Genomic DNA, 16125 nt, shown 5'->3' with positions numbered 1-16125 from the left:
TTTTCTAAGCTTGGTTGGAATCGTTTTGCAGCTTGATTTCTAAATGGGCTGTAAAATGAGTATCGTTTTTGGTAACCTCAAAAGTATAATTTTCCGGATAAATTTTGTCCAGCTGCTGTATGATATTGTTCAGTCCAATTTTACCGTTTTCAGATTCAGTTTCACTCTTCCCAATAGTGTTTTTAACCGTAAAAGTAAAATGACTGTTCTTTAGTTTTAAATCAATAACTATAACGGGGGAATCCGTATCTTCTCCGGCACCATGTTTAAAAGCATTTTCTACCAATGAAAGTAAAATTAAAGGCGCAATAACATCATTATGGTCGATATCGGTATTAAAAATGACACTGAGCCTTTCATCATATCGCAATTTTTCAAGTGCAATATAATTGTTAAGCAAAGCAATTTCTTGCGAAACAGGAACATAAGTACCGCTGCAACGATATAAAATGCAATCTAATATTTCAGACAAAACCGCAATTGATGGTGAAGTAATGGGCGAGTTAACAAGGGAAAGCGAATAAATATTGTTGAGCGTATTGAACAAAAAATGAGGGTTCAATTGAGCTTTCAGCACTTTTAGTTCCGTTTCTGCCTTTTGTTTTTCCAGTAACAATGCTTTTTTCTGAACTAAATACTGGTTTTTAACCTGTTTTACAAAAACAAAAAATAAAGAAAGAAAAAAGGATTGAATAAAATACGATCGAAACAACTTTGAAATATCTGTAAAGATTTCAAAAATGGACTCCTGTATAAAAGGAGGGGTACGTACAATAGGTTCCAGTACATAAATGATTATAGTTCGGTTAATAGCCGAGATAAGATAACAGCCCACTATAAATTCAAGCCAGACCATACTGTGATTTTTGGGCGTCATTAAGCGCGGAAGAATACGATAGGAAAGGAAATAGGCAAACAGCATAGAGAAAAACAGATCGAATGCAATTCCCAGCATTTCATTTGGAATGTTTAATGCAGGATCATCAAAATTGTTTTTACCAAGGAACATAATATACAGGCAGAACCAAAACACAATATGTGTTGGAACTCTGTGGGCTGAGGAATAGTTGATGAGTTTTTCGAATATTGGCATAGCAGACCAAAGTTAGTATTTATTTAGAAAGAGAAAGAATGTGTCGACAAACAGGTTCAAAAATGACATTAACGCATAAAAAACGTAGATAAACATCGTTAATACTCGTTATTTAATGGTTGATCGATCTGAAAGAACTGTATAGCATGCGCTTAATTTTTGCATACAATTAAAGAAGAGTTTTGGTGAAAATTATAAACGAAACCAAAAATGAAAAAGCTCATCTTACTCATCATCCTTTCTTTAGGCTTTGAGGCTGTGGCACAGACCAATGAATTTACGCTTAAAGGAAAAGTTATGGATTCAAAAACAAAACAATCTCTGTCCTATGTTACCGTCACGCTGGAATCGTCTGATCAGAAAAAAAGAACGGTTTCTTCTGATGAAAACGGGATGTATGTTTTCAAGAGTCCTCCCGGAAATTATCAGTTGAAAATCGAATTTATATCCTACAAACCATTCACCGTAAACGCGATTTCACTTCAGAAAGATCTGATTTTAAAAGACGTTTTACTGGAAGAAGAAGTTAATGAACTGAATGAAGTGAATGTGGTAGCTGAAAAATCGGCCGTAGAACTAAAAATGGATAAAAAAGTATTCAACGTTGGAAAAGACATTCTCTCAAAAGGCGGAACAGCTAACGATATTTTGAATAATGTTCCCTCAGTAAATGTGGATATTGCGGGGGCCGTAAGCCTTAGAGGCAATAGCGGTGTTACGGTTTTAATTAACGGAAAACCATCCATGTTAACCGCTAATAACGGTTTGTCTCAAATTTCGGCGGGGAATATTGAAAAGGTAGAAGTTATTACAAATCCCTCAGCGGCTTACGAAGCGCAGGGGAGTGCAGGAATTATAAATATCATACTAAAGAAAAACAGTATGCAGGGATTTAACGGTTCGCTGCAGGCAGGAATAGGAAATCCGGCAAATCATAGTCTGAATGCCAATGTGAGTTATAAAACCGAAAAAGTCAATTTGTTTTCCAATATAGGATACCGTTACATTGACGTTTTTGCTTCCAACAGACAGTTTCAGCACAATACCAGCAACAATGCAGTAACCACGCTGAATCAATACGATGATATCCGAAGAAATAATAGTATCTACAATATTTACATAGGAGGAGATTATTACATTAATGCCAAAAATACCTTAACCGGAAGCTACTATCGAGACAGAAACAATAACAATTACAAAACGGCTATTGAGTACGAGTATGCCAACGCCAGTAATGCAACTGACAGTACCATCAATCGCCACGAAAATTATAAGGAACCAAAGTTTTACAATGCCTTAGAATTAAATTATGTAAAAACATTTGATAAAAAGGATAAAAAATGGACGACCAGCCTGCAATATGATTTTTGGCACGACGATGAAAATCAATACATCGATCAGCAAAAAACGATGCCTTATGAACCGGAAGTTTCTAATCTGTACAGCCGTGATATTGAAAGCAGTAACGATATCTTTCTAAAGTCTGATTTTGTAAATCCGATAAACGAAAATTCTAAAATTGAGATGGGAATCAGAAGTGATTTGCGCGCCATTAGAAGTGATTATTATACGGTTTTGGATGAAGTTTTGCAGGATCAGTTTACCAATAAATTAAAATATGACGAGAACCTCTATAGTGGTTACATTCAGTTTGGAAGTAAAGTAAAAAAGTTCAGTTATCTGGCAGGTTTGCGGGCGGAATTATCCGATATTAAAATTGCCGATTCAAAGAATTTGTTCAGCAACACTAAAAATTATATCAACCTGTTTCCAACTGTTCATTTAGTATACAATCTAACCGAGAAAACAGATTTACAGCTTAGCTACAGCAAACGAATCAACCGTCCGAGGTTTTGGCAGTTGAATCCTTTTTCCGGGCTTTCAGATTTGCGCAATCTTACCGTAGGAAACCCTGATTTGAATCCGATGTTTACGAATTCTTTTGAATTGACTTTACTGGCTAAACCCGGAAAATTTAGCATCAATCCGTCTGTATATTATCAGCACACTACCGATTTTTTCGAGTATATTTTACAGCGCACAGATGAAAATTATTTTGTGAGAACACCGGTAAATCTGGACACTGAAGATCGTTTTGGAGCAGAAGTTTCTTCAACTTACAGTCCAACAAAATGGCTGAGACTGTCTTTGGATTTTAATTACTACAAATTTAAACAGCAAGGCACTTACAAAGAGGTGGTCTATGATGTGGAAGACGAAACCTGGTTGTCGGGCTTTCGTTCGGTTGTGAAGTTTCCAAAAATAATTTCAGGTGATTTTAGTTTTAAATACCGAGGTAAAAATCAGGGAGTTCAATCGGTTACCGAGGCACAATACTCGGCCAATATTGGTTTAAACAAGGACTTTTTTAATGATAAAATGTCGGTTACTTTAAACGTGAACAACCTTTTCAATTCACAACTAACCAAACAAACAGTCAGCACACCGCTCTATTATTTAGAATCAGAGTTTCGTTCGCAGGGAAGATATATCAGGCTGACTGTAATTTACCGTTTCAACCGAAAAAAGAATGAAGCCGACAGACTTCCGGATTCTGAATAGTCTGGAAATTTATATTCTTTACTCCAACTGAATTTTAGGAATCGAGCCAGTTTTTAAAATTATTGATTTCCTTTTTGCTTAGAATAATAGGTTCTGTATCCGGAACGGTAACATTCAGTAAAATTTCGATTTTCTGGCTCGAATGTTTCACAATTTCCTGAACAGAATGGCGGTTGATAATATATTTTCTGTTGATTTTAAAGAAAAGAGCCGGATCGAGTTTATTGATGAGGTCTTTCAAATTATTATTGTACAGATAACTACTGCCGGAGTTGGTGTAGATAAACAAATGTTTTCCGGTGGCAAAGAAAAAGGGAATTGAAGTGTCGTTAACAGAAATTAGTTTGTCTCTGTGGCTCACCAAAAAATGATGCTGAATGTTACTTTGATTCTCAATTTCAACTAAAGATTCCACAACTGAATTGCTGTTAAAGGTTTCTTTTATGTTTTTGTATTTGTGCAAAGCTTCGAGTAATTCTTCTTCTTCGTAAGGTTTAAGAAGATAATCGATAGTAAAATGTTTGAAAACTTTTACCGCATAAGAGTCATAAGCAGTGATAAAAATAACGGGGCATGACACGAGAGCCTGCTCGAAAATATCGAGGCTTTTACCATCTCCCAAATGAATATCCATAAATGCCAGATCAACGGTATTCGCTTTAAAAAAGGCAACAGCACCCTTTACAGATTTCAGTACTGTAATTTCACTGATCGGAAGGATAGTCTGCTCTTCCAGAATATTTTTGAGATAGGTGGAGGCGAGATGTTCATCTTCAATGATGACTATTTTCATTTCGTTTATTTTTTGTAAAGTTAAAAAAAACTTAGGGCTGTGAAAAGTTATGAGGTTGTAAAGTGCAATGATTCTAAATCATTGCACTTTTTTTGAATTATACATGATTACTGTATTTAGCATAATTTTAGTGAAAAGAATATAAATTGTAATGAGTAGAGACTATTAGGGTCTAATATTCAAGTCAATATTAGTTTGTATAAATTATATAAAGAAAGAATTGTATTACGAATACAGTTTTAAGGACACTCGCATTGTAGAGAATCACTACTTTATAAAAGTTAAAAAAAGTAAAAGAGGATATCTGAAATTAGAGGTCTTAAAAATCTCAAAATAAAAATAAAATTTAACAGTCAATTACATCAATTTCACTAGTTTTGTTAGCAAAATTTTAAGAAAAAAAGAATTGATAGTAGTTATTTATTGAAACTTTAATAAATAATGTTATCTCATTAAAAATCAGTAGTATGTTGAAAAGGATTGTGGCTCTGGCAATATTAATTTGCACTGCTTGCCAAACAACCAAAATTAAAAATGAAGAGTATAAATTTTCCTCTTCAATCGTAGAGATAGGGAGTATAGGAGAGTCAAAACTTTCTTATAATCAAAATATATTTGAAACAAAGGCTTTTCCAAAACTTCAGAATAATATTCGTCTCGAGATTGGCGTAGTTCCTTACAACAAAAAATTAGACAAAATCTATAAGTCGAAAGCGAAGTACAATCAAAATCAAACTAAAGTGGCTTTTATCGATAGTTTGGCTATAAAACCTGAATTGGTAACGATAAAGGTTTTAGATATCGCCGGTTTTGTTCACGAAATAAATTCAGATTATAATACTGAGATTTTAAATCTATTAGTAAACACGGAGTCTTCAAAAATTATTTCTAGTCTTGCGGTTAATTTATCTGCTAATGAGATTACTAAAATCAGACAGGCAGATGCCTACTATTTAATCAACAATTTGCATAAAAAATACAGTATTGCTTTGTTTAAATTGGGGAAAAAAGTGGATACGATCGATATTAATTCAGAAACTATAGTGGCTTATCAGGTAAGTTCTTTTTGTTGGAGTGTATCCGAAAAAGGGAAGTGGTATGTAGCTGATATTGTTGGGGAGTATAGTAGTTGCAAAGGAGTAACGGAAAAAAGAATCACCCCAAAGAAAAAAAACAAAAGTTTATTTGACCTGTAGATCACTTGCCACTAAATCTGTGGTTAAGTACTCAAAATATTTAATTCTATTTTATTATGAATAAAATTTCGTTCCTTACATTGCTCTTTTTTGTAGTAATGTTAAGTTTTTCATCCTGCGAAGAGATACTTCTTGTTCCGGATATATCTAAGAAGGATGTAGTCCTTGTTGCTCCGGGGAATAATGTTACGCTCTCTTCTTCAGGAGTTTCGTTTTCTTGGGAGAATGTTCAGCATGCTGATAAATACAGATTACAGATTGCAACACCTAATTTTGATAATCCTCAACAGTTAGTTCGAGATACTCTGGTATCAAAGAACTCATTTTCCCAACAACTAAATATTGGAAAGTATGAATGGCGTGTAAAAGCTGTGAATAGTGGTTACGAAACGGTTTATACCAAACGAAGCTTTGAAGTTCTAAACAATAATGATTTTCAAAATAATACAATAATCTTATTAACTCCTGCTAATAATTTAACGACCAAGACGGCACTACAAAAATTATCGTGGGAGACTATCTTGGGAGCGACTTCTTATCAGCTTCAGGTTTTAGATGAAAATAATACTCTGGTAAAAGATCAAACTACAGCTACTGTGCTGCTTAATTTTACTTTTGACGAAGGAAAGTATACCTGGAAGGTAAGAGCGAGTAATGGTACGTCGCAAACTTTGTATACTTCAAGATCTATTTTGGTAGATACTAAAGTTCCAAATACCCCGGTTCTATCGAGCCCGGCAAATGCGAGTTCAGGTACAAACACAAGCGTAAATTTTCAATGGAGCAGAACTCCGGTAGCTGGAAGTCCTGAAAAAGACAGTATTTATGTTTATACTGAAAGTACTCTCACCAATTTAAATTTTAAAGACAAAGCCGTTACACCGTACAGCAAAACACTTACAAAAGGAACTTACTATTGGTTTATCAAATCATTTGATGAAGCGGGTAATGTGAGTCCGAGAAGTACTGTTTTTAATTTTACGATAAATTAGAAATGAAATTTCACATTTTTTTTCAAACATTTTACAAAAATAAATACTTAAAATACTGATAAACATGCTTTTTAATAAAATAATTATTCCTTTTTTAGCGTTCTTTTTCTCCTCATTTCTTTTTGCACAAACGCATATAGATCAAAATGGTGTAAAAACAAGTGTTATATCTGGATTATCAGCTGCTGATATGCAGGCAAGAAGATATGAAATCGCCTCTGTTGGCTATAATTCTTACCACTGGCAAGCTGGAGGCTTGATTATAATAGAACTTTTTCAAGTTTCTTATGGCACCGGTTATGAAAGATACGTTATTGAAAATGGTTTCCATCAAGGGGCTAATACCGGTTCGCCTGTTGTTAAACTTGTTGAATCAAATGGAATGTATCATTCCGGAAGAATTGTACTGGGTTCGCCTACAGATTTAAGTACCTATCTTGGTGACTATGTCAACAAACAATTACCAATATTTTTCGATGTTCGAGATTATGCCACTTATAGAATTAAAATTACTTATTTACAAGAAAGGGTCGATGTCGTTACCGACAAAAATCAAATCAAAATTAATCAAACACCGAGTGGAGTTAATATACCTGATTTTTCAGCATCAAATGAACTAAATTATAACTTAATCTCAAGTGGGTATTTAAGAGTTAGCGGATTCGGAAACCATTATATCCAAAATGGAAATGTAGGAATTGGAACAATGTCTCCTGACGAAAAACTAACCGTAAAAGGGAAAATTCATACTCAGGAAGTTCGTGTTGATATGGCAGGACCACTAGTGCCGGATTATGTTTTTGCTAACGATTACAAATTAAAATCATTGAAAGAAGTTGAGGATTACATTAAACTAAATAATCACTTACCTGAAATTCCATCAGCTCAGGATATTGAGAAAAATGGTTTGATGCTGGCTGAGATGAATATGAGTCTGTTGAAAAAGATAGAAGAATTGACGCTCTATATGATTGAAATGAAAAAGGAAAATCAGGAAATGAAAAAAGAAATATCTAGTTTAAAATTAAAACAAAATAAATAGAAGATGAAAAAAATACTTTTATTAGCTTCATTATTTGTATTACAAATCAATTTTGCTCAAAATACTTACCCAACATCTGGAAGTGCTTATTACGATACCAGTTTAAAAATCGGGAAACAAGAGGCTTCTGCAGGTACAATTGGGCAAATTAATCGTTTATCACTTCAGCCTTATGGTCATACAGGCGGGCCATGGAACTTTAAGGCTCGAGATAATGAATATGTGGCATTCCTTGATATTGATTACGGAATTACCGGATCTGCTTTAACAATTACCAGTGACAAAAATATAGGTATCGGAACAACAAATCCAAGTCAAAAACTAGAAGTTTTAGGTAACGGTTTTTTTAAAGGCGTGATTATTAGCTCGGTTTCTGATGTTATCGGTGGTCAAATTCAGCTTAAAAATTCTTCAAAAACGGCTAATGGAACGGCAAGTTCCTGGAATATTTATAATATGACTGGTCCTTATGGGAATAGTTTACAATTTTGGGCATATGATAATTTAGCCTGTGTAGAGGGTGGAATGTGCAGTAATCGTTTTACTATAATGGATAATGGAAATGTTGGAATAGGAGCAGGAAATCCAACAAACAAACTAGATGTAAACGGTACCATACACTCTAAAGAAGTAAAAATTGACATGACAGGCTGGTCTGATTTTGTTTTCAAAAAAGACTATAATTTGCCAACTCTTAAAGAAGTTGAAAAACATATTGCTGAAAAGGGGCATTTAGAAAATATTCCAAGTGAAGAAGAAGTTTTGAAAAACGGAATAAACGTGGGTGAAATGAATGCTAAACTGCTTCAAAAAATTGAAGAAATGACGCTTTATATGATTGAACAGAATAAAAAAATTAATACACAATCTGAAGAAATCGAATCGTTAAAAAGTTTAGTTTTGAGAGTTAATAAAATTGAAAGTGATTTACGTCAGAAATAAGATAAATGAAGAATAAAAAAAATATCTATATTCTTTTACCGATCGTGTTGATGGTGTGGGGAGCTGTGTTGTTTCAGCTATTTTCTTTCACCAACTCCGATGAAATAATTATCGACAATACCCCTGAGTTAATGATCAAGCCGTTAAAATTGAATAAAAGGCAGTCTTTTACTATTGATGTGAACTACAGGGATCCCTTTTTGGGGAAAATGTATGCAGAGAATACAACTCCAAAAGCTAAGCCATCAGGAGTTAGGTCACCTAAAGTGATTAAACCCAAAGAAGCTTTAGTTTGGCCCGTAATTCTGTATAAAGGACTAATATCTGACAACAAAGAAAAAAATAAGGTTTTCGTGCTTATCATTGACAAAAAAAATTATTTCATGAAAATTGGAGATACTGAAAATGAGATCTTCTTGAAATCTGGTGATAAAGAATCTATATATGTAAAGTACAAAGGAGAACTAAATCTTATAATGCTGCAAGATTGAAGTTAAAGTTTAAAATTAAATCCGGAGCCTTACAATTTACTGTATTTGTAGCTGTATTGATTGCATTACTCTTAACAGGCTTAATTCTTTACGCCTATACCTTTATCTATATGAAGGAGCAGTCAAAAGGCGCTATCGAAAACATTCAGTTTGTTGATATGGGAATTTATTCTTTGTTAGAACAAAAAGAACTTAATACTGATACTATCCGTATTGATTTTATCAAGAAAGAAAATCAGATTGTCAAAGTTCATTTATCGCAATGGGGTATTTTTCAAAAAGGAATTTCTGAAGCACGTTTTCGAAAAAAGAAATTTGTCAAGTCAGCTATTATTGGTTCTCTTTTACGAGCCAATGAATCTCCCACTCTTTATCTTCAGGAAACTCATAATGCTTTAACTGTAGTGGGGACTACAAGTATTCGTGGAGTTGCTTTTTTACCAATTCAGGGTGTAAACTCAGGCTATATAGCAGGAAACAGTTACTATGGAAGACAGCTTATTTATGGAACTATAAAAAAAAGCAGCACCGAACTGCCAAAGCTGGGAAAAATTCAAACAGATGCAATTCAGTACTATCTTAAAGAATACAAAATCAACGATCCCGGGGATTATATAAATTTGTTTTCAGTATCAAGAATTGTCAATTCATTTAAAGCTAAAACAAAAGGATATTATGCCGTTCAGCCAATCATTTTGGAAAACAAAAGAATCTCAGGAAATATTATTATAAAATCAGAAACCGCAATTAAAATCAGAAAGAGTGCTTTGCTTAATGATATCATTCTAATAGCTCCGGTTATTGAGATTGAAGACGGAACTATTGGCAGTTTTCAGGCGATAGCTTCAAAAAAAATTGTATTAGGGAAAAAATGTAATCTAGGCTTTCCATCGGCATTAGTTCTTTTTCAGGATAACAAAAATGATTCAGACCAAAATTTGAGTGTTTCTTCAGATAATCAGATATTAATCGACAGCGGAAGTACGGTAAAAGGATGTATCGCTTACTTTCAGACCAAAGAAAAACCGGATTTTCAAACTCAGATTGTATTAGAGAAAGATGCCAGAGTAAAAGGTCAGGTCTATTGTAATGGTAATTTTGAATTAAGAGGAACGGTATCCGGTTGTGTATATACGAAACAATTTGTAGCCAATCAGGCAGGGTCAATTTTTATGAATCATGTGTACAATGCGACTATTGAAAATGAAACTATATCGGTTGTTTATGGCGGCATCCCTTTAGAACAAGAACCTAAATCAGTTTTGAAATGGATGTATTAAAAAAAGTAAAATCAGCGACTTTAGTTGAAGCTCTTGTAGCTACGGTACTTATTGTAATCGTATTTGTAATTGCAAGCTTAGTTTTGAACAACCTTGTGCTAAATACTTTTTCTAAAAATACACATATGATAGAAAACAGAATAAGTGAATTAGAGTATGAAATTCAAAATAAAGCTGTAAAAGTACCTTATCAAGAAAATTATAAAGATTGGGATATCCAAATTAGTCAGGACCCTGGTTCAACCACAAAAATTATTAATATTTCAGCCATAAATATAAGATCGAAAAAAGAAATTTCAAAGCAGCAAATACTATGGCAACAGGAAAATTAAGATCATTTACATTGTCAGAACTATTAGTCGTTATGATTATTACGGCAATTGTGGTGGGTATGGCATTTAGCGTACTGCGTTTGGTACAAAAACAAATTCACACCATTCAAAGTAATTTTGATAAAACAACCAGATTGGCTCTTTTTGAACAACAGCTTTGGCAGGATTTTAATGAACCCCATACTATAGTTTTTGACGATCAGAACCAAATTTTACTAATGACTTCAGAAATAGACACGGTTATGTATTCGTTCAAAGAAAAATTTGCAATGAGAAATCGTGATACTATTAAACTAAAAATTAATCCAAATAAAATCTTTTTTAAAGGAAAGGAAGTACAATCAGGTTCGGTTGATGCAATTTCAATATTAGCAGAAAGCGAGTTGCCTGATTACCAGATTTTCGTATCCAGGAAAAATGATGTAACCTTTTTTATGAATCAGGAAGATGGCCTTTAAAGTAGAGAATACACCAAATAAAAAAACAATTCAGTCTAAAAAATCCAGCAGTATTGAAGACCTGTTGAAAAAGGAAATTTCTCTTTTTGGAGACAGTTTTAATAACAAAAAGAAACAGGCTTTTTATCAGGAATTAGCTGTCTTGCTTAAGGCCGGAGTAAGTTTTAAAGAAGGCTTGTCTTTGATCGTAGAATCTTTAAAAAAGACTGCCGACAAAGAGTTAATTCAGTCGATACTCAATCAGGTTGTAAATGGAAAACCATTCTCAGAAGCTTTGTCTGCTTCGAAATCATTTACAGAATATGAATATTATTCCATTCAGATTGGTGAGGAAACGGGAACAACAGCACAGGTATGTAATGAACTGGGCTATTTTTTTGAACGTAAAAATGAACAAAAACGTATCATCGTAGCAGCGCTGACTTATCCTTCAATTGTGCTAAGTACGGCAGTTTTGGTGGTGATTTTCATGTTAAGTTATGTAGTACCTATGTTTCAGGATATTTTTAAGCAAAACAATATGGAACTCCCTTTTTTGACTCAAATAATTGTTCAGTTATCAGGTCTTACCAAAACTTATGGAGTTTATTTTATAGTGATCCTCATTGCTTTTGTTTTCTCAACAAGATTCTTTAAAAATAATGCCAGATATAAAAGGGCATTGCATTATTCTCTTATCAAAATTCCAGTGTTAGGCAGTTTTATGACCAAAGTGTATCTGGCACAATTTACGCAAGCCGTTACGCTACTTACCACTGCAAAAGTTCCGCTGCTGAATAGTATACAGATGGTAAAGAAAATGATTCGATTTGTACCGCTGCAGGAAGCATTAGGGGAAGTTGAGAAAAGTATTTTAAAAGGGAATAGTTTGAGTTCAAGTTTAAAAAATACTCCGCTTTTTGATAATCGAATTATATCTCTCGTAAAAGTGGCTGAAGAAACGAATCAAACTGAATATGTTTTCAAACAACTAAGTGAACAGTACAATCAGGAAGTCGTTCAGCAATCTAAGATTATGACAACAGTTTTAGAACCTTTTATTATTCTTTTTGTAGGAGTTCTGGTAGCTGTTTTACTTGTTGCGATGTATTTGCCAATGTTCCAGCTTAGTAGTGCTATTGGATAATTAAAAAACACGAATAGGAAAGTTGTAAAAGATATCCCTAAATTATTGGTCTGTGAGTACATGTATATCTTAATAGAAAAGCAGTAATGATATAGAGCATTCTTTCTAATAAAAAAATGTGCTGTATATGATCTTCTGCCAGAGTAATTAAGCGTTAACTGTATTTGTGTTAGATATAAACTATTTTACAAGATTTTGGTTTTAACTGTCTTATTATCAAGTGTATTTTGCTATAGTGACTGAGTTTTTTACCCGATTTTTAGATATATTGTAACAGATAAAATCCTACTTTATCGTTTTTTTTATTAAATTAGCTAAAGCTTTAATGGTGTTGTTCGTCAGCTTTTTGTTGCAGAATGATGTACTATGAGATGACTACTTTACTCAGGTGCATTTTTTTCGCTTTTGAGATGTAATGATGGAGCGCAAGTATAGTTCTGCAAGATCTCTTATCTGAAAGCTAACTTGTGTTCATTTGCTGAAGCGAATAATTAATGAACATAACACTAAGCATAAACTGCTTTTCTTGTCCTTTTTTAATCCAATTGCCTTTACTTTAAAAGAGTATCGCAATGCAGTACCAAGTTGAAAAAAGTATGAAAGAGAAAATCGAAAATCTGGAACAATCTAAGAACATTCAGGAATTTCTTTTGGCAATAAAGAGAAAATCGGATAATTTAATTAATTACTTTCTGGTCGCTTTTTTTATTATAGGTTTATTATTAGCGTTTTGTTTTGATACCTGGGAGATTGCAATTGGAGTGGGGGGAATATTACTTATTGCCTATTATTCATCAAAATTAGCGTTGCCTGAATCTGACTTTTATCAGTATGTTCTCAGTACTGTATTGGGGATTTTCATGTGCCAGTTTATTTATCAGATGCATGGTATGTTTGAGATGCATTTTACGGCATTTGTAGCAAGTGCTATACTTATCACTTATCAAAACTGGAAACTGCAAATACCGTTAACATTAGTAGTAATAATTCATCATGCAGTATTTGGTTATTTGCAATATAGTGGTGTCAGTGGTATTTATTTTACTCAGTTGGATTATATGACACTGCGCACTTTTGTTATTCATATACTATTAGCCACGACCATTTTCGGGCTTTGTGGATTGTGGGCTTATCAATTTAAAAATTACAGTGAAGCTCATATTAATCAGACGTTTAAAAAAAGAGAAATTGAAAATCAGGAATTAAAAACGGCAAATTACGAATTGGATCGTTTTGTGTATAGTACCTCTCATGATTTACGTGCTCCATTAAATTCTATGCTTGGACTTATTGAAATAGCCAAAGACGATACAGCGGAAGAGTTAATGATTGGACATCTTGAAATGTTAAAGGAGAATGCCGAAAAGTTAGATAACTTCATTTGTGATATCCTTGATTATTCGCGAAACTCACGGATGGAGATCGAGAAGCAAAAGATCAATTTTAGAGAACTTATCAAAGAGGTAACCCAAAATTTAAAATTCATGGGTGATACTAACCGAAGAGTTGATTTTAAAGTTGATATTATTGGTAATGCTTCGGTTTACTCCGATAAAAACCGGCTTACGACTATTCTGAACAATCTGATTTCAAATTCAATCCGCTATCAAAATTTTAAGGTTTCAAACCCATTTGTCAATATTAAAATAGATATTTCTAACGTCGAAACCAATATTGTTGTTGAGGACAATGGAATTGGAATTCAGCAAGATTTACATCCAAAAATATTTGACATGTTTTATCGTGTTTCCCGAGAGTCGGTTGGTTCAGGATTGGGACTTTATATTGTAAAAGAAGCAATCTATAAACTCAATGGAGATATAAAAGTTCAATCTGAAATTGGTCATGGAACCACTTTTACGATTAAAATCCCAAACAAGTAAATACCTTAACCCATGGAACAGAATGCAACACAACCCTACTTTAGAAAAATCCTTGTCATAGACGATAGTGCTACAGATCGTTATATTGCAAAACGAATGGCCGAAAAGTATTATTTTGCTGAGGAAATTGTTTTAGAAGAGTTAGCCACAACAGCACTTGAATATTTACGTTCGTTAGAAGATACACCTGATTTACTTCCGCAATTTATTTTTCTTGATATCAATATGCCTGAAATGAATGGTTTTGAGTTTCTTGAGGAGTATGCAAAACTTTCTGAATCAATCAAACTAAATTGTATTATAATGATGATTACTTCTTCAACGCATCCGGAAGATCTCAAACGGGCAGAAAGTAACCCCTTGGTAATAGGCTTTCTGAATAAACCCCTTTGTAAAGAGAAATTTGAAGGTATAAAACAGGAGTTTCTATTAAAAAATCATTAAACATAGATGACTGAAAGCTCAATTTTATTAGTTAGTATAGCTCCGACCGTGATGACTGTATAAGTCTAAAAAAGCAATGAGCCCGATATTACATCGGGCTCATTATTGTAAGTATATAATTCTCTAAAATTTTGGGGCAATTTTACTTTGAAGTTATTTTATAGACTTACAATTCAGGATTGTTTAAACGTGCATCCAGAGGAAATGGAAGCGTATATCGCGGATCATTTTCTATTAGCGTATAATTTTCTCCATTGAAAGTATGGATGATTTGTTTTTGAGTTGTTCTACGCAAATCAAACCAGCGGTGACCTTCTACAGCAAACTCACGTTGTCTTTCCTGAGCGATAAAATCAAGAAGCTGAGTTTGTGTCATGGCAGCAATCGACAGGCTTAACTGATCAAAAGCCGTAGTTTTATATCTGTTTTTGATGAAAGCGATTACCGTTGTTCTTGCCGTTGTCAGATCGTTTAATTGTGCCGATGCTTCTGCTTTTGTCAAATACAATTCAGCGGTTCTAAAAGTACATTTTTGTGCAATATCACCACCTTTTCTAAATCTGTATCTGCTTCCGCTTGCCTGATAATACAACGCAAAACGTAAGTCATTTGTTTTATCATAAACGCCTGTTAAAGTTGGTGCGGCATATGATGTTCCTTTCAAAAGATTAATGAAAGGATCCTCAAGAGCTAATATGGATTCTGGTCCGTTGTAAAGATTAGGTAAAGCAGCAGTAGTGTTTAAGTTGATTAAAGCACTTTTGTATGTGATTGCTTTATCTGCAGCAGCAATAGCCTTTGCCCATTCTTTTCTGTAAAGGAAAATACGGGATTCCATTGCATATAAAGCAGCTTTAGAAAAACGGTAGTTGATACCCGTTGTTTGAGTGTCTAAATTCAATAATTTTTTTGCCTCTTCGTTATCAGATAAAATCTGGTCGTAAATAACAGCAACACTTTGAGGAACGTAAGCCTGCTCTAAATCTATTTTTAAAGCCAACGGAACCCCTCTGTCTGTTGCAGCTGTTGCAGCATTAAAAGGTTTACTGAAGATATTCAATAAATCAAAATAAGATAATGCTCTTAGTGCATAAGCTTCTCCTATTAATTGGTCTTTCTCTGCAGAAGGCGCTAATTTTGCGCTTGCTTCATTGATGATAACATTCGTATAGAAAATTCTGTTGTACAAAGCAGCATAAGGAAAACTATTGGTAGTTTTATCAGGATTGGCATCGTTCCAGATATAATGATCTCTGTAGAAAGTAGCATTATCATTAGATTCATCTAAAACCAATTCGTCTGTTCTAATAGTAGATAATGCTTTATGAATAGGATTTGTAGAATAACCGGTTGTCAATACTGCTCTATAATCAGTTAAAGTTTCCGGAATTACTTTACCTACCGGCTCAACATCAAGATAATGATCACAGCTTACAGAAGTAATGGCTACGCCGGCAAAGAATACGTATTTTAGTATATTTTTCATTTTAA

The 16125-nt window shown here is 33.7% G+C and carries 15 protein-coding genes; 12 read left to right on the top strand and 3 right to left on the bottom strand.

Going from position 1 to position 16125, the window contains the following annotated elements; genetic code table 11:
- Positions 1–4 precede the first annotated feature (4 nt).
- Complete coding sequence (locus BHE19_RS19205) at positions 5–1093, bottom strand: sensor histidine kinase (RefSeq protein WP_233431402.1); 1089 nt, start codon at positions 1091–1093, stop codon at positions 5–7.
- A 210-nt stretch (positions 1094–1303) separates the two neighbouring features.
- Here BHE19_RS19205 and BHE19_RS19200 point away from each other — a divergent pair, with 210 nt between their 5' ends.
- Positions 1304–3655, top strand: coding sequence for a TonB-dependent receptor (locus tag BHE19_RS19200; protein ID WP_070908446.1), 2352 nt, complete (start codon positions 1304–1306; stop codon positions 3653–3655).
- A gap of 34 nt (positions 3656–3689) precedes the next feature.
- On the opposite strand, the gene BHE19_RS19195 is transcribed toward BHE19_RS19200, so the two are convergent.
- On the bottom strand, positions 3690–4448 hold the full coding sequence (locus tag BHE19_RS19195) for a LytR/AlgR family response regulator transcription factor (RefSeq protein WP_017497576.1): 759 nt from the start codon (positions 4446–4448) through the stop codon (positions 3690–3692).
- 467 nt (positions 4449–4915) lie between these two features.
- Here BHE19_RS19195 and BHE19_RS19190 point away from each other — a divergent pair, with 467 nt between their 5' ends.
- From BHE19_RS19190 to BHE19_RS19140, 11 genes are all read left to right on the top strand, one after another.
- Positions 4916–5644, top strand: a complete 729-nt coding sequence (locus tag BHE19_RS19190; RefSeq protein WP_070908445.1) for a hypothetical protein — start codon at positions 4916–4918, stop codon at positions 5642–5644.
- Positions 5645–5700: 56 nt separating this feature from the next.
- Positions 5701–6636 (top strand): hypothetical protein, encoded by a 936-nt coding sequence (locus BHE19_RS19185; RefSeq protein WP_070908444.1) that lies wholly within the window; start codon positions 5701–5703, stop codon positions 6634–6636.
- Between the two features lie 64 nt (positions 6637–6700).
- On the top strand, positions 6701–7678 hold the full coding sequence (locus tag BHE19_RS19180) for a tail fiber protein (RefSeq protein ID WP_070908443.1): 978 nt from the start codon (positions 6701–6703) through the stop codon (positions 7676–7678).
- Positions 7679–7681: 3 nt separating this feature from the next.
- Complete coding sequence (locus BHE19_RS22925) at positions 7682–8620, top strand: hypothetical protein (RefSeq protein ID WP_070908442.1); 939 nt, start codon at positions 7682–7684, stop codon at positions 8618–8620.
- 5 nt (positions 8621–8625) lie between these two features.
- Complete coding sequence (locus tag BHE19_RS19170) at positions 8626–9111, top strand: hypothetical protein (protein ID WP_070908440.1); 486 nt, start codon at positions 8626–8628, stop codon at positions 9109–9111.
- On the top strand, positions 9108–10391 hold the full coding sequence (locus BHE19_RS19165) for a hypothetical protein (RefSeq protein WP_070908438.1): 1284 nt from the start codon (positions 9108–9110) through the stop codon (positions 10389–10391). The genes BHE19_RS19170 and BHE19_RS19165 overlap by 4 nt, the downstream gene beginning before the upstream one ends.
- Positions 10379–10723 (top strand): hypothetical protein, encoded by a 345-nt coding sequence (locus tag BHE19_RS19160; protein WP_070908437.1) that lies wholly within the window; start codon positions 10379–10381, stop codon positions 10721–10723. Before BHE19_RS19165 ends, BHE19_RS19160 begins: the two co-directional genes overlap by 13 nt.
- Positions 10705–11181, top strand: coding sequence for a PulJ/GspJ family protein (locus BHE19_RS19155; RefSeq protein WP_070908435.1), 477 nt, complete (start codon positions 10705–10707; stop codon positions 11179–11181). The genes BHE19_RS19160 and BHE19_RS19155 overlap by 19 nt, the downstream gene beginning before the upstream one ends.
- Positions 11171–12307, top strand: coding sequence for a type II secretion system F family protein (locus BHE19_RS19150; RefSeq protein WP_070908433.1), 1137 nt, complete (start codon positions 11171–11173; stop codon positions 12305–12307). Before BHE19_RS19155 ends, BHE19_RS19150 begins: the two co-directional genes overlap by 11 nt.
- 572 nt (positions 12308–12879) lie before the next feature.
- Positions 12880–14190, top strand: a complete 1311-nt coding sequence (locus BHE19_RS19145) for a sensor histidine kinase (RefSeq protein WP_070908432.1) — start codon at positions 12880–12882, stop codon at positions 14188–14190.
- Positions 14191–14202: 12 nt separating this feature from the next.
- On the top strand, positions 14203–14634 hold the full coding sequence (locus tag BHE19_RS19140; protein WP_070908431.1) for a response regulator: 432 nt from the start codon (positions 14203–14205) through the stop codon (positions 14632–14634).
- Between the two features lie 166 nt (positions 14635–14800).
- Here the strand turns inward: BHE19_RS19140 and BHE19_RS19135 are convergent, their stop codons facing one another.
- Positions 14801–16120, bottom strand: coding sequence for a RagB/SusD family nutrient uptake outer membrane protein (locus tag BHE19_RS19135; protein ID WP_070908430.1), 1320 nt, complete (start codon positions 16118–16120; stop codon positions 14801–14803).
- Positions 16121–16125: the final 5 nt, after the last annotated feature.

It is taken from the genome of Flavobacterium tructae (assembly GCF_001853485.1).
Lineage (GTDB): Bacteria > Bacteroidota > Bacteroidia > Flavobacteriales > Flavobacteriaceae > Flavobacterium > Flavobacterium tructae.
Note: the sequence above shows the minus strand (reverse complement) of the source record. Positions and strands in the feature narration are given on the sequence as shown.